Consider the following 18,168-nt stretch of genomic DNA (forward strand, 5'->3'; position numbering starts at 1 on the left):
GCTACGCGGTCATTCGCGAGCAGGCTCGCTCCCACAATTGATCTGTGGCGTTCACAAATCTCCTGTGGGAGCGAGCCTGCTCGCGATGATGGCCTGCCAGGCAACAAAAGCCGTCAATGACACACAGACTTAACCCGCCAACCCGACAAACATATCCTGCACGTCATCGTGGTTATCGAGGCCTTCAAGGAACGCTTCGACTTCTGCCATCTGCTCGTCGCTCAGCCCAGTGACCGGGTTCTTCGGCTGATAGCCCAACTTGGCCGACAATACGGTGAAACCCTGCTCCGGCAGCGCTTTCTGTACCGCATCCAGGTCCGCAGGTTCGGTCAGGAACAGCGTCGCGCCGTCTTCACCCGGTTCGAAATCCTGGGCACCGGCTTCGATCGCAGCCATTTCCGGATCGGCGTCAGGGCTGTCCGGGGACGCCTCGATCATCCCGACGTGGTTGAAGTCCCAAGCCACCGAACCGGAAGCGCCCAACTGGCCTTTACGGAACGCGACGCGGATTTCAGCGACGGTGCGGTTGATGTTGTCAGTCACGCATTCAACGATCAATGGCACCTGATGCGGTGCGAACCCTTCATACGTCACGCGATGGTATTGCACGGTTTCGCCGAGCTGGCCAGAGCCTTTCTTGATCGCGCGTTCCAGGGTTTCACGGGGCATCGAGGCTTTTTTCGCCTGTTCAACCACCAGACGCAGGTGTGCGTTAGTGGCGACATCGGCACCGTTACGGGCAGCAATGGTGATTTCTTTCACCAGTTTGCCGAAGATTTTGCCCTTGGCGTTAGATGCCGCTTCTTTGTGTTTAACCTTCCACTGTGCGCCCATTACTCACTCTCTTGATCTGTGGCGCCGAGACATCTATTGGCCGACGCATGGCGCAAGTTTATACGGCCTAAAGAGGCCAATCGACCAAAAATTCCAAGATCTTCACCCCGTGATGAATCGACATCTTCACCAGTGTTTGTAGGGCGATTCTGAAAAGTCGATTTGCGGTGACGCTTCAGGGCTGTGGTTTCGTACCCTCTGCGCCCATCCTCCCTGGCAGAAGCGCGTTCGATGCACAACGACAAGGAAAGCCCCTTCACCCTGACACTCCTCGACGGCGGTTTGAGTCTGCAGGTGTTGCAGTTCAGTGGCCGTGAAGGTCTCAACCAGCCCTATCGATTCGACATCGACGTGATCGGCCTCGCACCGGCGATGCACCTCGACCAATGGCTGCAACAACCGGCATTTCTGAAGATGGCGGAAGACCAGGGCATTCATGGCGTGATCCACAGCGTCAGTCGCGAACATCGCGGCCCGCACCGGGTCGGCTACTCCCTGGTGCTGACGCCCCATCTTCTACACTTGGATCGGCACAGTTCGCGTCGGGTGTTTCATCGTCTCAGCGTGCCCGCGATCATGCGCCAGTTGCTGGAGGAGCATCAGCTGCCCGAGCACAGCTATCGCTTCGAACTAGTAAACGGCTGCTACCCGCCCCGACCTTTTTGCATTCAGTACGATGAGAGCGATCTGGCCTTCCTGCAGCGGCTGTGTGAAGAAGAAGGCATCCACTATCACTTCGAACATCAGCACGACGGACACGTGCTGGTGCTGGCCGATGACAGCCTGAGTTTCCCTCAGGAACCGCTGCTGATGCCATTCCAGGACGACGCACTCAACGACTCCGCCTTGCCAGTCATCAGCGAACTGTTCCAGCGCCATGACCCGGACCTCGCCCCGGCACGATGGGAGGCCAGAAACCGCGGCGCGCGGGTGATCGGCGATGGAGCGGCCAACCACCCGCTCACCAGAACGGGGCCGGCGACGGCACGCCCAGCCCCCGAACAACTTCATCGCGACCAGCTCAGCCATCGACTGCTGGAACGCCTGCGTTGCCAGCAACGGCAAATTCACGGCCAAAGCAACCACAGCGAACTGCGCAGTGGACGGATCCTGCAGGTGGCGCAGCATCCCCTCTCGAGTTTCAATGATCAGTGGCTGCTCACCGATATCCGGCACCGGGGGCAGCAGCCGTCGATTCTCGCCGAGGACCCGCCTGGAATTGCCCGGCGCTACAGCAATCAGTTCACCGCCATTCCCTGGTCAACGGTCTTCAGGCCGGCGCTCAAACAAGCCAGGCCGAGCATCCCGGGCTATCAGACCGCCCGAGTGCTGGGCCCCGTCGGGCAAGCCGCGGCGCTCGATGATTTGGGCCGGATACAGGTCAGGCTATGGCCGAGGCTAGCGTTCGAGGCGGATGAATCCGATGGGCTCTGGCTACCGGTCGCCCTCGCAACGCCGGACGGTCGGATCGATCCGTCCAGATTGCCCATGGCCGGCACCGAGGTGTTGGTCAGCTTTCTCGACAGCGACCCGGACCGGCCGGTTTTGTGTGCCGGCATGGGCCACACCCAGCCTTCCCGCCCAGCTCCGGAGCCACGCCGCGATGGCCGTCTGCTGCTCGATTGGCTGGTCAACCGCTCGGATCTCGCCCCCTGAGCCTCATCCCTTGTCGGCCTTGCCCGCCGCCGCGGCAAACTTGGCCAGGCGCACGTCGAGGTGTCTTGGCCGACGCCCGTGATCCTCGGCGCGCTCCTTGCGGCGGATGGCGTTGCGCACCATCAGCGAACCCAGATAACGGATCGGTTCCGGCGGAAAAAAGCCCAACGGGCCATCCACCAACGGCGAGCGGGTCCAGGTATTGTCCAGCCCCAGCACCATCGAGGCGAGAATCTGCCCGCCCATATGGCAAGGCCCGACGCCGCTGCCGGAGTAACCGAAACCGTAGAACACATTGCCGCTGGCGCTCATCTGGCCGAAGAACGGCAACCCCGTCACCGAGCGATCCGAAGGCCCGTTCCAGGTGGCCTCGACCTTGACCTTGGCGAACGCTGGAAAAAATTCGCTCAGGCTGTGCTGCAACAGGCCGGCATAGGGCGACGGCTGATCGAACACCGGCAGCATTCGCCCACCGTAGGCGAAGGTATTGCCGCCCTTGCCGAGCATGATTCGACCGTCTGGAGTGTTGTGGTAGTAGTGCACGAAAATCCGCGAATCGAGCACTGTCACGCCGCTGGTCAAACCGATCTCGTTAAGCAAATCCGGCCGCGGTTCGGTGATCAGCATGTCGCTGGAAACAATCGCCACACTGCGTTCGAACTGTGGAAACGCCCGGGCCATCCAGGCATTCATCGCCAGCACCACCCGGTCGGCGCGGACCGTGCCATTGGGGGTTTTAATCCCCGCAGGCTTGCCCTCCACCAGGCCGGTCATCGCGGTGTTTTCATGAATCTTCACCCCCAACTGCAAGGCCACCCGGCGCAAGCCGCGTACCAGTTTGGCCGGCTGAACACTCGCAGCAGCCGGGGAAAACCAGCCCTCCAGGTGTTTGCTGGAACCGGCCATGCGTTGCACATCCGCCAGTGGCCGCTGGGTGAAAGAGTTGATGCCGTTGCGCTCCAGCGCCGCGATCACCGCGTCGGTCGAGCCGCATTGGGCGCGGTTGGTAGCGGTGTAGAGCGTGCCGTCGAGGCGGTAATCGGCGTCCACCGCGTACTGTTCGCAAAAGGCGCCGATGGCGTGGATGCTGCGCTCGGACTCCTTGACCAAGCGCACGGCCTCTTCGACGCCGAATAGCCGTTCCAGGGTGAAGTACTTGGCCGACCACGACAGCGCACAACCACCGTTGCGCCCACTGGCACCGGCACCGCAGATGTCCGCTTCGATCAGCAGCACGTCGAGTTCGGGGTTCTGCTGCTTGAGCATGATTGCGGTCCACAACCCGGTGTAGCCGCCACCAACAATGCAGACGTCGGCGCGGGCATCACCTGGTAAAGGTTCGCACGGCGCGCAGGACTCGGCCGCCAACGCCTGTTCCAGCCAGTAAGGTCTCATGGGGTAATCCTTATGTACGCAGGGGTTTTACGGTCATCGATTGATTAGGCACACATGCACTTTCCGGACGCAGACCAGCCGGGCGGCTGTTCCAGTAAGGAATCAGCACCAGAGCGGAGAACAATGCGCAGCCGGCAAAGACGATGAACACCGTGACCGAGTCGAAGTACCCCGGCAACAGCCCGCCGAGAATCGCCCCGACCGAGCCGCAACCGTTGACGAAGCCCGCCGCCGTGGCACCGGCCTTGGCGGTACCGAAATCGATGGCTGCCGCGCCGCTGATCATCGAGTCAGGTCCGTACAGGGTCAGGCCCATGACGAACAAAAGTGCCACCACCAGCAATACGCTGCCGGTATGCAGGGCGCCCATGAACAGCGCCAGGGAAACGGTGAGTGCCAACAAGCTCAGCACACAGGCCGGCATGCGTCGGGCGCCGAACAGTTTGTCCGAGGCCAGTCCCAGCAGGATCGGTCCCAGCAGCCCTGCCAGTTCGAACGCGGTGGGAATGATCGCTGCGCCGACCTTGCCCACTGTGGGCATTTGCTCGAAGACAATCACCGGCCCCCACAACAGAATCGCGTAGCGCGCCGGTTTCAACAGAAAGTACGCCAGCCCCAATACCAACACCGTACGGTTGCGCAGGATTTCCCGCAGCGGCTCCAGGATGCTGATCTTGCTTTGAGCGAGCGCCTCTTCGGCAGTTAATGCAGGTTCCGGTTCGACCGCTGGCAAGCCAACGTCTTCTGGTTTGTTACGCTGGAAAATAAAAAACAGCACGGCGACCAGCCCAACCACCGCCGCACTGGAAATGAACGCTGCGTGCCAGGTGCCGATCAGTGTATACGCCCACCAACCCGCAAACGGTGAAGCCACCAGCCCGCCAAAGGCGTAGCAGGAGCTCCATAAACCGAGCACTCGCCCACGCTGCTCAGCAGGAAAGAAACTGCCGATGTTCTTGCACAGCCCCGACCATCCGGTGGACTGCGCCAGCCCTTGAATCAGCATGCACGTGGCGAAAATCGGCAACGTCGCAAAGCTGCCCATCACCAGCGCGGCCACCGCGGAAATCAGCAATCCGCCGAGCACCACAACCCTTGGGCCGAAGCGATCGGCGAGAATGCCCCAGGTGAATTGCCCGATGGCGTAAGCCGCCAGGTAGATGGCGTCGAGGTTGGCCATGGCCATTTTGTCGAGGGTGAAGTCGGGGTCTTCGGCGATCCCCAGTTTGGCCACGGAAAAGGCTTTGCGGGTGAAATAGAAAGCGGCATACGCGAGCCAGGTAATGGCGAAAATCTGCACGCGCCAACGCTTGATGGTACCGATGGGACTGTTCATTGTGGTTCTGACCTCAGGGTGTGAGTGTGCCGGCAGAATTGGAAGAAAACGCCTGTGTTTTTTATTGTTGAGCACTGCGGTATCGCCTGTTCCCTGAGGCGATACCGGTCAGATGAGTCCTGCTGGTTGCACGCATGGGCTCATGGCCACCGTGCTGTTCGACTGAACAGTCACTGGGGCTGAAGCGGATAAAAACAATTACTGATTAATAAGTGAAATCGATTTATCGTATTTCAAATATAAGCTCAGCTTGTTACTGGCTAAGCTCGTTACTGGAGAGTTCGATGTCGGTATCCCACGCCCAGCTCAAAGCCTTCCACGCCGTCGCGGTCCACACGGAAGCTTTACCAGGGCCGCCGAGCGGCTGTTTCTGACCCAACCGGCGATTTCCGACCAGGTGCGCAAGCTCGAAGAGCGTTTCGGTGTGTTGCTGTTCCATCGCAACAAGCGCTCCGTGCGCCTGACCGATCTGGGCGAACGCCTGTTGAGCATCACCCAGCGGCTGTTCGTCATCGAGGCCGAGGCGCAGGAGTTGCTTCACGCGTCTCAGGCGTTACAAACCGGCAGCTTGATTCTGGCGGTGGATGCGCCGGTGCATGTGCTGCCGCAGATTGCGCGGTTCTGCGAGCGCTACCCCGGCATCAGCGTGAAGATTGAAACCGGCAACACCGATGAGTCGCTGTTTCGGTTATTCAACTATCAAGCCGACCTGGCCCTGTTGGGGCGCGATGTCAGCGACGATCGTTTGCTCTCGTTGCCGCTGCGCAATGACCCGATGGTGGCCTTCGTTTCACGCCATCATCCGTGGGCCGATCGCGAATTCATCTGCCTGGCGGATCTGGACGAGACGCCGTTGGTGCTGCGGGAAATCGGCTCGGTGACGCGGCAAACCCTGGAAGAGGAAATGACCCGGGCCGGCTTTCGCATCCGCCCGGCGATTGAAGTCGAAGGCCGGGAAGCGGCGCGCGAGGCGGTGGTGGTCGGGATTGGCGTGGGGGTGGTGTCGGCCGCTGAATTCGGCGCGGATTCGCGGGTGTGCGCGTTGCCGATTACCGATTGCACACGGCGGCTGACGGAGACCCTCGTGTGCTTGCGCGAACAGAGTTCGCGGCGGGTGGTGGCGACGTTTCTGGAGATGGTTCGCGAGAGTCTGTAGGCAGGTCCGGCCTCATCGCGAGCAGGCTCGCTCCCACATTGGTTTTTCATTGGTCACATAATTTGTGATCCACATAGATCCCCTGTGGGAGCGAGCCTGCTCGCGATGCAGGCACCTCGGTCTATCTGCCAGGCGCCAACCCAAAAAACGCCTGTATCAAGCGCAAATCCCGTCGCCGTTCCATGCACCCAATCATGTGCCGATTGACCAACCCCTCGCCAATAATCGGCACCGCCGCCACCCGCGGATCGTGGCTGACTTCCACCGACGACACCACGCCCACGCCCAATTCTGCGGCCACCGCCTCGGTCACGGCCTCGCGACTGTCCAGTTCCAGCAACACCCGTGGATTGACCTTGGCCTGAGCGCACGCCTCGTCGAACGTGCGTCGGGTAATCGAACTCGGCTCACGCAAGACCATGATCACCTGATCCAGCTCCTTGAGCTGTACCCCTTTCGACTTCTGCGCCCACGGATGCCCAGCAGGCACCAACGCGCAAATCCTCGACTCGCTCAACGCTTGCAGGTGCAGCCCCTTGCGCGGCTCCACCTCGGTCAGCACCGCCACGTCGGCATGCTCCGACAACAACGCTGCCAATGTTTCCTGAGCATTGCCCAACCGCAGGTTCACGGTGATTCGCGGATAACGCGCACGCAAACTGGCGAGCATCGGCATGACCATGTGCGGCCCGTCCGCCGCCACTTCCAGGCGGCCGGTCAGCAACTGCCGGTTGGCCTCCAGCATCACCTGCGCCTCTTCAGCCAGGCCAAACATCGCTCGCGTAACTGCCGCCAGTTTGGTGCCCTCTTCTGTCAGCTCGACGCGCCGCGCGGTGCGTCGCAGCAAAGTGATCTGGTAGTGCTCCTCCAGCGCCTTGATGTGCCCGGTGACGGCCGGTTGGCTGATGAACAGGCGCTCGGCGGCGCGGGTGAAGCTGCCTTCGCGGGCCACGGCGTCGAAGGCGCGTAGCTGGAACAGATTCATGAATAACCCTCACTGATGGCTGGCATAACAACAAACAATTTGATTGATAGCTCACCGAATTGCAATTTATGTCCCGTAGCTTCATCCCACTGAGCTTTTGCGAGGACACATGAATGAGCACTGCCGAGCCGATCCTGCTCACCCCCGGCCCATTGACCACATCGAGCCGCACCCGTCAGGCGATGATGGTCGACTGGGGTTCATGGGATGACCGCTTTAATCAACTGACCGCCAGCCTCTGCGAACAGCTACTGACGATCATCAACGGCGGCGACAGCCATCACTGCGTGCCGTTGCAAGGCAGCGGCACATTCGCGGTCGAAGCAGCCATCGGCACACTGGTGCCTCGCGACGGTAAAGTGCTGGTACTGATCAACGGCGCCTACGGCAAACGTCTGGCGAAAATCTGCGAAGTGCTCGGCCGTTCGTTCAGCACCTTTGAAACCGCCGAAGACGAACCGACCACCGCCGCCGACGTCGACCGCCTGCTGCGGGCCGATGCCAGCATTACCCACGTCGCGCTGATTCACTGCGAAACCAGCACCGGCATCCTCAACCCGCTGGCGGAAATCGCCCACGTCATCAAGCAACACAGTAAACACCTGATCATCGACGCCATGAGCTCGTTTGGCGCCCTGCCGATCGACGCCCAAGACGTGCCATTCGACGCACTGATCGCCGCCTCGGGCAAATGCCTGGAAGGTGTGCCGGGGATGGGCTTCGTCTTTGCGCGCAAAGAAGCGCTGGCCAATGCCGCCGGTAACTCGCACTCACTGGCGATGGACTTGTTCGACCAGCACACCTACATGGCCAAGACCGGCCAATGGCGCTTCACCCCGCCGACCCACGTGGTCGCGGCACTGCACGAAGCGCTGCTGCAATACAACGAAGAAGGCGGCTTGCCCGCACGGTATCAACGCTACGCCAATAACTGCCAGGTGCTGCTTGATGACATGGCCAAACTGGGGCTGCGCAGCTTCCTGCCCGCAGCGATCCAGGCGCCGATCATCATCACCTTCCACGCGCCGAAAGACCCGCGCTATCAGTTCAAGGAATTCTACGAGCGGGTCAAGGCCAAAGGCTTCATCCTCTACCCCGGCAAACTGACCCAAGTCGATACCTTCCGCGTCGGCTGCATCGGCCACGTCAACCAGGCCGACATGCACGCGGCCGTGGCGGCAGTCGCCGAGGTGCTGCGCGAGATGGAAGTACTCGAAACCTAAATTAACAGACACCGCCGTCCCTGTAGGAGCGAGGCTTGCCCGCGAATGCAGACGACACGGTCCGTCATTAAAACCTCGTTATCGTTCTTCGCGGGCAAGCCTCGCTCCTACAAGGGACACCCATATGAACTATGCAAATCCAACCAAACTCCAGGCCGCCATCCTCGACTGGGCCGGCACCGTAGTCGACTTCGGCTCTTTCGCGCCAACGCAGATTTTCGTCGAAGCCTTCGCCGAGTTCGACGTCCAGGTTTCCATCGAAGAAGCCCGCGGGCCGATGGGCATGGGCAAGTGGGACCACATTCGTACCCTGTGCGATCAGCCGCAAGTCGCCGAGCGTTACCGCCAAGTGTTCGGTCGCACCCCGACCGACGATGACGTCACCGCCATTTACAAACGCTTCATGCCACTGCAGATCGAAAAAATCGCCGAACACTCGGCACTGATCCCCGGTGCCCTGGACACCATCGCTAACCTGCGTCAACAAGGGATCAAGATCGGCTCGTGCTCCGGCTACCCGAAACAGGTCATGGACAAAGTGGTCGAACTGGCCGCCACCAACGGTTACGTCGCCGATCACGTGGTCGCCACCGACGAAGTACCCAACGGTCGCCCTTGGCCGGCTCAGGCATTGGCCAACGTGATCGCCCTGGGCATCGACGACGTCGCAGCCTGCGTGAAAATCGACGACACGGTGCCGGGCATTCTCGAAGGTCGCCGCGCCGGCATGTGGACCGTGGCGCTGATCTGTTCCGGCAACGCGCTGGGTCTGAACTACGAAGGCTATCGCGCCTTGAGCAGCGATAAACTGGCCAGCGAACGCAAGCGCATTCACGCGATGTTCGAAGGCTCGCGGCCGCACTACATGATCGACACCATCACCGACTTGCCCGAGGTAATCGCCGACATCAACAAGCGCCTGGCCAACGGCGAGATGCCGCAAACCAACTGATTGCACTTCTCGCGTCATAAAAAAGCGCCAGCTCCTTTAACGGAACTGGCGCTTTTTTGTGGCCGAACACTTGATCCAGAGCATTGAACAGACCATTCGCCTCAAGCAAACCGGCAAAACAGGATTACAGTTAACCCACGCCGTCGAACAAGAACGGTGACTTCAGACCAGACCTGTGAGGAACACCGTATGCCCTGGAAGAATTCCGAATCACGCTATAGCAGCGTATCGATCGCGCTGCACTGGTTGATGCTGGTGCTGTTGATAGTGGTTTACGCCTGTATCGAATTGCGCGGGATCTTTCCCAAAGGCAGTGACGGCCGGACGCTGATCAAGGAAGCGCACTTCATGCTCGGCCTGACGGTGTTCGTGCTGGTCTGGCTGCGGCTGTTCGCCCGCAGCCTGGGGCCGGCACCGCAGATCTTCCCTGCCTCGCCTCGTTGGCAAACCCTGCTCGCCAAACTGATGCATTGGGCGCTGTATTTTTTCATGATCACCATGCCGATTCTGGGGTGGCTGATTACCAGCGCCGAGGGGCATCAGGTGATGTTCTATGGCATTGACTTGCCGTTGCTGATCGAAGAAAACAAACCGTTGGCCAAGGAGCTTGAGGGCTGGCATGTGCTCGGCGGGACGATCGGCTATTGGCTGATCGGACTGCACGCCGTGGCCGGGCTTTCTCATCACTATGTGGTGCGCGATAACACCTTGGTGCGGATGATGCCCAAGCGCGGATGAGCCCGGCTACTGAAAGCACCGACCCCCTGTGGTCAGTTAAGCCATAAGGCGATCTGTAGCAGCCTGCGAGGCTGCGTACGGCTGCGAAGCAGTCGTAAAATCAGAGATTACGGTATGTCAGGCAGACCGCATTAACCGGATTCACGACTGCTGCGCAGCCGAACGCAGCCTCGCAGGCTCGACAGCTGCTACAGTGAACTGAAACCCCGGCGGCCCTGCAAGCCGCCGGTGTGGATGAAGATCAGCCGCGTGCCCCGGGTAAATTTACCCGCCTCGACTTGCTGCTTGAGCGCCAGCAGTGCTTTACCGGTGTACAGCGGTTCGAGGGGAATGCCGCTGACCTGTTCGGTTTGCTCGATGAACGCCAGCAACGGCGGGTCGACTTTGGCAAAACCGCCACCGCTGGCGTCGAACAGTTCATAAACCGGGTCCTGCAAACCTGCCTCGCGGACAATCATCTCGACCTGCTGCGCCACACCATGATCGTCAGGCACCGCCAGCGCGCCATACACCGGATGCTCACCCCACTCGGCCAGAACCAGACCGGCCAAGGTGGTGCCCGTTCCGCAGGCCAGCCACCAGCCATCGTAATTGCTCCAGCTTAGAGCGCTCAGTTGCTCGCAGGCCATCTCCTTCAGTCGCATGCAGCCCTTTGCCCCAAGCAAGCCGCCACCACCTTCCGGCACTGGATGTAGCTCGGGGTATTGCTCCCGCCATGGCGCCCAGAAGCCTGGCTCGTGCCGCGCTCGATAACCGCCATAACCCAACCAGTGCAAGTGCATGCCGAACGCCTGCAAGTCCTTTACCGTCGGTGTTTCTTGCGGATGCCCGCGCAGCAGGCCGACCGTGGTGAAACCAAAGCGTTTGCCTGCAGCGGCCAATGCATGGAGATGGTTGGAATGAGCACCGCCCAGGCTGATGATGCCTTGGGCGCCGGTCTGGTCGGCGGCTTTCAGGTGTTCGATGAGTTTGAACCATTTGTTGCCGCTGATCAGCGGGTCGATCTGGTCCAGACGCAGGATCGCGACGTCGATGCCGGCAGTGGCGAGCCAGTCGAGGTGAAGGGATTCGAGAGGGGCTTGGGGTAGCCAGTAGGCAGGAGGAGAAAGCATTGACGCCTGATTGTTCTGAGAAAGAGCCCGCATTCTAGTCGCTCAAAGGAACCCATCGCGAGCAGGCTCGCTCCCACATTGGATTTGCGTCGGTCACAAAATACGTGAACACCACAAAACCTGTGGGAGCGAGCCTGCTCGCGATGGCCATTGGCATGTTAAACCTGCGTATTACAACTCAGCCGCCAACCGCGAACCCTGATTGATCGCGCGCTTGGCATCCAGCTCCGCCGCCACGTCCGCGCCGCCGATCAAATGCACGTTCTGCCCGGCCGCGACCAGACCGTCCTGCAACTCACGCAACGGATCCTGTCCGGCGCAGATCACGATGTTGTCCACCGGCAGAATCTGCGGTTCACCGCTTTCGCCGATGCGGATGTGCAGGCCTTCGTCGTCGATCTTCAGGTACTCGACGCTGTTGAGCATCTGCACCTGCTTGTTCTTAAGTCCCGTGCGGTGAATCCAGCCAGTGGTTTTGCCCAAGCCGTCGCCGACCTTGGACTTCTTGCGTTGCAGCAGGAACACTTCACGGGCCGGCGCATGCGGCTCAGCCTTGATGCCTGCAACACCGCCGCGCGCTTCGAGGTGTGTATCGATGCCCCACTCCTTCCAGAACGCTTCGCGGTCCTGACTGGTGGCCACGCCCTCGTGAACGAGGAATTCCGACACGTCGAAACCGATACCGCCGGCGCCGATCACCGCGACGCGCTTGCCCACCGGTTTGCGCTCCAGGATTACGTCCAGATAGCTCAGCACCTTGGCATGCTCAACGCCCGGAATCGCCGGCACCCGCGGTGCGATGCCGGTCGCCAGGATGATTTCGTCGTAACCGCCCTCGACCAGCTGCGCCACGTCCACACGGGTGTTCAGGCACAGCTCGACGTGGGTGGTCTGCAACTTGCGGTTGAAATAGCGCAGGGTTTCGAAAAACTCTTCCTTGCCCGGCACGCGCTTGGCGATGTTGAACTGGCCGCCGATTTCGCCGGCCGAATCGAACAACGTCACCTGATGACCACGTTCAGCAGCCACGGTCGCGGCGGACAAACCGGCAGGCCCGGCACCGACCACGGCGATTTTCTTGATCTGCTGCACCGGCAGGTAATTGAGTTCGGTTTCATGGCAAGCCCGCGGGTTCACCAGGCAACTGGTCAACTTGCCGCCAAAGGTGTGATCCAGGCACGCCTGGTTGCACCCGATGCAGGTATTGATTTCATCGCCACGACCGGCCGCAGCCTTGTTGACGAAATCCGGGTCAGCGAGGAACGGCCGCGCCATGGACACCATGTCGGCATCGCCTTCGGCCAGAATCTGCTCGGCCACTTCCGGGGTGTTGATGCGGTTGGTGGTGATCAGCGGAATTCCTACCTCCCCACACAGCTTGGCCGTGACCTTGCTGAACGCCGCACGCGGCACCTTGGTGGCGATGGTCGGAATCCGCGCTTCGTGCCAGCCGATGCCGGTGTTGATGATCGTCGCACCGGCCTGCTCGATGGCCTTGGCCAATTGCACGATCTCTTCCCAACTGCTGCCGCCTTCCACCAGGTCGAGCATCGACAGGCGGAAGATAATGATGAAGTTCGGGCCGACCGCTTCGCGCACCCGGCGGACGATTTCCACCGGCAGGCGCATGCGGTTTTCGTAAGCGCCGCCCCAGCGGTCAGTGCGATGGTTGGTGTGGGCCGCGAGGAACTGGTTAATGAAATAACCTTCGGAGCCCATGATCTCGACGCCGTCGTACTCGGCTTTTTGCGCCAGGGTCGAGCAAGTGACGAAATCGCTGATCTGCTTCTCGATGCCTTCCTCGTCCAGCTCTTTAGGCTTGAACGGGTTGATCGGCGCCTGAATCGCGCTCGGTGCCACCTGCTTCGGGCTGTAGGCATAACGTCCGGCATGAAGAATCTGCATGCAGATCTTGCCGCCCGCCTCGTGCACTGCCCGGGTGACGATCAGGTGCTTGAGCGCCTCTTCCTCGGTAGTGAGTTTGGCCGCGCCGGAGTAAACCCCGCCCTCATCGTTCGGGCCGATACCGCCGGTGACCATCAGGCCTACCCCGCCACGGGCACGCTCGGCGAAATACGCAGCCATGCGCTCGAAACCGCCGGGCTTTTCCTCGAGGCCCGTGTGCATCGAGCCCATCAGGGTGCGGTTGCGCAACGTGGTAAAACCCAGGTCCAGCGGGGCCAACAGGTGCGGGTAATGAGCGGCGGCCATCGGTAACTCCACAACGAGCGATCACGGAAAAAGTGCAGGAGCTCTTCGGCCCCCGTCAGTCATGTTCGACAGACTAAGAGTCGCACCGCTGTCACTCAATGACCGTAACTGACAACTTATTGATCCAAATGTGCAGCGCCCCTTGGCAAGCGCGGGCATGAGCCCTACCCTAGTCGCGAACCCTGCCATGAGTTTTCACTACGATTGGAATTCTTTTCATTAAGAATGGAATCAGCCAACCATAGCCGGCCGTGCCGCGAAAACTTTAAACGCCAGCATGGCGCCGTTTGTGAAGGTTTATGTCGTGATGTCGGGCCATAGCTAGAAGAATTTCCGCGGTGCAGCGCTGAACAACCGAACGCCGAGCTCTACACCCTAGAAGTTGTATTTATCGAGTCGACGCTTAAAAGCTTCTGCGGATCCCTCCATGATATCGAGCACCGCGGTCGTGGTATCTGTCTGATCGAGCCCTCCCGCAGCAAGCCTAGCACCTCGACCCTGCGCAACCTCCAAGGCATATACCAGGTCCGTGTCGGCATTCACCGGCAAGTTGGCGTTATGCGTGGCCAAGATTAACTGACGCTGGTTCTTCACTTGGCGCAGCAGTGGCACCAACTCTCGATAGATGAAATTGGAATCCAATTCGTCTTCTGGTTGGTCAATGATGATTGGCCCTTCCCCTTTGGCCAACAGCAAATTCAACACCGCCGTGTTGCGCTGCCCTTCTGACAAGGTATTGCTCTGCACGCTTCCCACCAACGTTCGATCCGCCCGGTACAACTCAATATCGACTCGCTCTTCAACCCGGGTTAGCCGGGCATTGCGCCATTGATGCTTTTGTTCGTTGAAGTAGAGTTTTAGCTCTGCCTTATACTCCAGCAGGGGTAACGGCAACTGACGTTCTTCGGCAAGGACTTCTCGAATATGCAGCCAGGGCGAATCAGCCTCGGGCTCAACTTCTCTCAGGTGTTGCAGAAAACTTTCAAACAACACCTTGCCAATGTGCTCCCATGCCCGGCCTAACCGACTGCGACCATCGGGCGCCATGAGGTTCCATGCTTGAAGAAAGCCTTGATCATCCGCCATTTGCTGAATCAGCACACGAATAGAGCCTCGAGCCTTGTCACTGATCTCTGCGGCAACACGCTGGCGAAGCGTAAACTGACGAACCCACAGCAGGCTCATGTCGTGTAACGCAGCACTCAGGCGATCGCGTTGCGGAGCAAGTACCTCCAGGCGCTTTTTCTTTTCTTGCAACGATAGCTGCTTGGCCTGACGGGCCTTGTCAATTTCCTGCAATCGCGCGACATCTTGTGGTTGTAAACCACGTTCGTGACACGCCGAAAGAAAGGCTTCTTTGGTTCCATCCAACTCCTTCGATACGTGACCCCACCCGTCCCCTTGTTCAAATAATTGGGTCGCGTCTTGGTTCATCTGCTTCGCAAGTGCCGCCACCTGTGCCTGGTAGTTTCCCCTAAGCGTGCCCGCCTCTTGAGTCAACTTGTTGAACCAGTCAGCTTTGGGCCATGCCTCAACCTGTCCGTCATTCAAAATGCCACGAGAAGAAAGCTCACCAGCCAGCGCGCTCAAACGATTGATATCCTCAGTCACTTGGCTTTTGACCTGTTCGACGTAACGCCGAGCAGTTTCCGCTCGCTGGTAAAGTTGAGCCTCCTCCAACACCTCACTGCGAGCTTGCCACTGGCGGTTCAATTCCTGGAGCTCTTGATTGAGGACCTTGACCTCCGTGTTCAAGGCGCTGAGCTGATCCATGGCCGCGAACAGTTGCTGGATCTCGGCATGCAAAGTGTCCTCTTGGCCTTTGAGTCCTTGAAGCTCTGCTGAGCAAGCCTCATCAATCATCGTCAGCAGACTGCCGCCACCATGGACTCCGGTTAGCTCACTGATTTGCTGCTGACTGTAGAACTGAACAGGTAGCTGTCGCAGGTACACCGCGAGGTCGTGGGCTTCTCCTTGCAGCAGTGCATGCCCCTGCGGAGGCTTCAGCGAGATAATATCGACCTGACCTGGAACACTTTCCCAGCCCACCTGAATTTCAGAGTCATCGGTGTAGGTGGCTTTTACCCGATCGAACTTCGCACGCGTCGAGTCCGAGAAGGTATCGCCTTGATCCCGGCCGAACGCGAACCTAAGGAGTTCCAGCGCCGTAGACTTTCCCGTCCCTCGCCCACCAATCAAGGTATTGAGATTCGGTGAAAAGTGGATTTCCAGGTCGGCGAGGAATTTGAGTCCCTGGCACTTCAGGAACACGATCCGCGGATGGGTTTGCTCATCGGAGGGACGTAGGAGTTGCAGTCGAAGTCGTGATTTTCCATCCAGAAACGCTTGCCGTAGCGAGGCAATCGACGGTTTGGACGACTTGACCCACGTGTGACGATAACCCAGCGCATTCGGTAAGGGGCGGCCTTCTGCATCTGCTTTCAGCGACTTTGCATCCGAGGACTGCACATAGGCTGGTTGTAGGCCGGCGCGCGACCAATCCTTGTTGCGCCCCTGGAGAATGGAGCGGTATTTCTCTGAAATGGGGTAGCCGGTCAACTCTAACGCGAGCAAGCCTGGTAATTGATAGTCATCAATATTCCGCGAGGCGGACAGCAAACCATCCTGCTGATCGGCATGCGCCGCGATCACAATTCCGCCATGCTCCTTCTGCACCGTATCGAGCAAGGTTTTCAAGCTGATCGTCTGCTCGCCTCGGCGAAGCGCTGCTGGTTCTCCCCCCTTGAAGCGCTGGTTCTCCGCCAAACCCAACTTGATCAGGATCATGTTGACGCGCTGCACGTGGCGCATTTTGGTAGCCGGATCGAACAGGCATAAGACGTGGTAGCCGATGTCGACTTCAAAACCGGGCAGAATGAAAAGGGGCGCACGGCCAAGCTCCTTGGCAACCGATTTATTCTGCTCAACCAGGTGGGTGAGGAACCAGTCGCGTGGCTCGGATTTTTCCGCGAAGTTGTGGTCGGTGATGCCAATCACTTCCAGTTCAAGCTCATGACATCTTGTAAGAAAGCGCTTGGCTTTACTCTGAATGTCTTGCTCGTCAGGCACACCGTTTTGAAGGGGTCGCCGAGGGCTCAATAGACGCAAGTCATCATCTGCCCAGTGCTTGTTGTCTTCTGGTGTCTGCACCTGAAAATCTGTTTTGAACCAGCGCATGCCTCGATATTCGCTCACCCGACCTCCTTTTTCTCTCGCGAGCTTTTGCAATTGATGTCAGCAGTATTTAGCGTGGATGAAGGGCTTCACTCACAACCACCGATTTGAAACCACGATACACACCCCGGGTGGAAAGCCGATACCCCCCGTGGCCCCGGTGCCGGGTTAGTGGAGCCGACAGATGACCCGCGGCCGGCCAGCCCAGGTTGGCCTTACTGTCCCCGTGGATGGTGATTCCAGCAACCGCACTTCCCCCCACACTATTAAAATGCCACCCCTTCCGCTACTTGAATTAGCATCTCTTCCACCAGGCATACCCTGACTGGTGGAGAGCAGCGCAAAGGGGGGGTTACCCAAAAAGCGTGCCTTGGCTTTGCTGAGCCAGCGCTGGGCTTTTTGGCTGTCGCCAAAGAGCACCTCGGCCATGGCTGTGATGTGCGCAAGACGAAACAGGCGATCACTCTCGCTTACGCTCAGGCGCTGACCGCGAGCCAACCGGGTGTTGAGGGTGTTAGAGCCTGCTGATACCCTTGTCAGGAGCCGTCCGCCGTTCGCCTTCAACAGCTCTGCGCGGTGTCGGTCCAATGATCGCCACAGCGCTCGTCGTCGCTCTCGGTGCCCGTCAGTTTGCCAATGGCCGACAGTTTGCCGCCTCGCTGGGACTGACACCGAGGCAACACAGTTCTGTGTGGTAAGGATCGACTACTCGGTATCAGCAAGCGCGGTGATACGTATCTGCGAACATTGATGGTGCATGGCGCACGCTCGGCGCTACGCACAGCCAAATCCAAAGAGGATCGGCTCAGCCAGTGGGCCGTTCGTTTAGCCGAGCGATCGCATCCCAATGTGGCCGCTATTGCGCTGGCCAACAAAACTGCACGCATGGCTTGGGCGATGCTGCGTCACGGCACTGATTACCAACCGAATCAGGCAGCGGCCTGATCTATTTACCCGACGTGTTCTACGAGAGAAACAACTCTTAACCACGATTGCGAAGCAACCTGAACGATGGCAAACCGGTCGAACCGGCGTCGGCAAAACCCTCGAATGTCCAAGTGCGAAAAGCACGAAAAAGCGATCGGGAGCCGGCGCGCGAATAGCCCATCATGGCCCTGCATCGAAACGATGCCGTATTTAGAGGCCGAATATACGTGTGCAGTCGGCACGGGAGCCAAAGCAACGGGGCTTGCAATGAGGAGGAGCCATATACGGACATTCGCCTTCAGCCGCTCCGAGTGGCCCTGAGAATCTTTCGAGCGAGTCAAAATGTGGAGTGGCAGGTGCGTCCGCGGCCGTTGCAATAATTTGGCCCTGTGTCACGCCCCACTTGAGCTCCAATCGAATGAACAACTCGGCGACACCAATAATCACAGCTCGCGTTCCGATGCAGCGA

General features: G+C 59.4%; 11 protein-coding genes and 3 pseudogenes. 6 read left to right on the forward strand and 8 right to left on the reverse strand.

Annotation, left to right across the window (positions count from 1 at the left end):
• Positions 1-129 precede the first annotated feature (129 nt).
• Positions 130-834 (reverse strand): YebC/PmpR family DNA-binding transcriptional regulator, encoded by a 705-nt coding sequence (locus ACYZT2_RS18405; RefSeq protein WP_461966224.1) that lies wholly within the window; start codon positions 832-834, stop codon positions 130-132.
• A 231-nt stretch (positions 835-1,065) separates the two neighbouring features.
• Here ACYZT2_RS18405 and ACYZT2_RS18410 point away from each other — a divergent pair, with 231 nt between their 5' ends.
• Positions 1,066-2,490, forward strand: coding sequence for a type VI secretion system Vgr family protein (locus ACYZT2_RS18410; protein ID WP_461966226.1), 1,425 nt, complete (start codon positions 1,066-1,068; stop codon positions 2,488-2,490).
• A 3-nt stretch (positions 2,491-2,493) separates the two neighbouring features.
• Here ACYZT2_RS18410 and ACYZT2_RS18415 read toward each other — a convergent pair whose 3' ends face one another.
• Positions 2,494-3,885 carry an FAD-dependent oxidoreductase gene (locus ACYZT2_RS18415; protein WP_461966228.1) on the reverse strand — a complete coding sequence of 464 codons (1,392 nt, stop codon included), beginning with the start codon at positions 3,883-3,885 and terminating at the stop codon, positions 2,494-2,496.
• 10 nt (positions 3,886-3,895) lie between these two features.
• Positions 3,896-5,221, reverse strand: a complete 1,326-nt coding sequence (locus tag ACYZT2_RS18420) for an MFS transporter (protein WP_461966230.1) — start codon at positions 5,219-5,221, stop codon at positions 3,896-3,898.
• A gap of 284 nt (positions 5,222-5,505) precedes the next feature.
• On the opposite strand from ACYZT2_RS18420, the pseudogene ACYZT2_RS18425 reads away from it, so the two are divergent.
• Positions 5,506-6,377: pseudogene (locus ACYZT2_RS18425) on the forward strand (LysR family transcriptional regulator).
• A gap of 121 nt (positions 6,378-6,498) precedes the next feature.
• Here ACYZT2_RS18425 and ACYZT2_RS18430 read toward each other — a convergent pair.
• The gene (locus ACYZT2_RS18430) at positions 6,499-7,362 is read right to left on the reverse strand and encodes a LysR substrate-binding domain-containing protein (protein ID WP_461966232.1); all 864 of its coding nucleotides are present in this window, start codon (positions 7,360-7,362) and stop codon (positions 6,499-6,501) included.
• A 113-nt stretch (positions 7,363-7,475) separates the two neighbouring features.
• Here ACYZT2_RS18430 and ACYZT2_RS18435 point away from each other — a divergent pair, with 113 nt between their 5' ends.
• The 3 genes from ACYZT2_RS18435 (at position 7,476) to ACYZT2_RS18445 (ending at position 10,275) form a co-directional block, all read left to right on the forward strand.
• Complete coding sequence (locus ACYZT2_RS18435) at positions 7,476-8,585, forward strand: 2-aminoethylphosphonate--pyruvate transaminase (protein WP_461966234.1); 1,110 nt, start codon at positions 7,476-7,478, stop codon at positions 8,583-8,585.
• Between the two features lie 124 nt (positions 8,586-8,709).
• Positions 8,710-9,537, forward strand: coding sequence for a phosphonoacetaldehyde hydrolase (gene phnX, locus ACYZT2_RS18440; protein ID WP_461966236.1), 828 nt, complete (start codon positions 8,710-8,712; stop codon positions 9,535-9,537).
• A gap of 189 nt (positions 9,538-9,726) precedes the next feature.
• On the forward strand, positions 9,727-10,275 hold the full coding sequence (locus ACYZT2_RS18445) for a cytochrome b (protein WP_461966238.1): 549 nt from the start codon (positions 9,727-9,729) through the stop codon (positions 10,273-10,275).
• Positions 10,276-10,463: 188 nt separating this feature from the next.
• Here ACYZT2_RS18445 and ACYZT2_RS18450 read toward each other — a convergent pair whose 3' ends face one another.
• The 4 genes and pseudogenes from ACYZT2_RS18450 to ACYZT2_RS18465 form a co-directional block, all read right to left on the reverse strand.
• Entirely contained in the window at positions 10,464-11,387 is a 924-nt protein-coding gene (locus ACYZT2_RS18450; RefSeq protein WP_461966240.1) for a 1-aminocyclopropane-1-carboxylate deaminase/D-cysteine desulfhydrase, read from the reverse strand.
• Between the two features lie 171 nt (positions 11,388-11,558).
• Positions 11,559-13,598, reverse strand: a complete 2,040-nt coding sequence (locus tag ACYZT2_RS18455) for an oxidoreductase (protein WP_461966242.1) — start codon at positions 13,596-13,598, stop codon at positions 11,559-11,561.
• 375 nt (positions 13,599-13,973) lie between these two features.
• The gene (locus tag ACYZT2_RS18460) at positions 13,974-16,793 is read right to left on the reverse strand and encodes a TrlF family AAA-like ATPase (protein WP_461966244.1); all 2,820 of its coding nucleotides are present in this window, start codon (positions 16,791-16,793) and stop codon (positions 13,974-13,976) included.
• Between the two features lie 245 nt (positions 16,794-17,038).
• A pseudogene (locus ACYZT2_RS18465) lies at positions 17,039-17,285 on the reverse strand (antitoxin Xre/MbcA/ParS toxin-binding domain-containing protein); the annotation flags it as partial.
• Positions 17,286-17,341: 56 nt separating this feature from the next.
• On the opposite strand from ACYZT2_RS18465, the pseudogene ACYZT2_RS18470 reads away from it, so the two are divergent.
• A pseudogene (locus tag ACYZT2_RS18470) lies at positions 17,342-17,717 on the forward strand (transposase); the annotation flags it as partial.
• Positions 17,718-18,168: the final 451 nt, after the last annotated feature.

This window comes from Pseudomonas sp. MDT1-85 (genome assembly GCF_054898065.1).

Bases quoted from the DNA above. Each gene is read 5' to 3' on its own strand.
- ACYZT2_RS18405 (WP_461966224.1), bottom strand. From the start codon at position 834: ATGGGCGCACAGTGGAAGGTTAAACACAAAGAAGCGGCATCTAACGCC.
- ACYZT2_RS18410 (WP_461966226.1), top strand. From the start codon at position 1,066: ATGCACAACGACAAGGAAAGCCCCTTCACCCTGACACTCCTCGACGGC.
- ACYZT2_RS18415 (WP_461966228.1), bottom strand. From the start codon at position 3,885: ATGAGACCTTACTGGCTGGAACAGGCGTTGGCGGCCGAGTCCTGCGCG.
- ACYZT2_RS18420 (WP_461966230.1), bottom strand. From the start codon at position 5,221: ATGAACAGTCCCATCGGTACCATCAAGCGTTGGCGCGTGCAGATTTTC.
- ACYZT2_RS18430 (WP_461966232.1), bottom strand. From the start codon at position 7,362: ATGAATCTGTTCCAGCTACGCGCCTTCGACGCCGTGGCCCGCGAAGGC.
- ACYZT2_RS18435 (WP_461966234.1), top strand. From the start codon at position 7,476: ATGAGCACTGCCGAGCCGATCCTGCTCACCCCCGGCCCATTGACCACA.
- phnX (WP_461966236.1), top strand. From the start codon at position 8,710: ATGAACTATGCAAATCCAACCAAACTCCAGGCCGCCATCCTCGACTGG.
- ACYZT2_RS18445 (WP_461966238.1), top strand. From the start codon at position 9,727: ATGCCCTGGAAGAATTCCGAATCACGCTATAGCAGCGTATCGATCGCG.
- ACYZT2_RS18450 (WP_461966240.1), bottom strand. From the start codon at position 11,387: ATGCTTTCTCCTCCTGCCTACTGGCTACCCCAAGCCCCTCTCGAATCC.
- ACYZT2_RS18455 (WP_461966242.1), bottom strand. From the start codon at position 13,598: ATGGCCGCCGCTCATTACCCGCACCTGTTGGCCCCGCTGGACCTGGGT.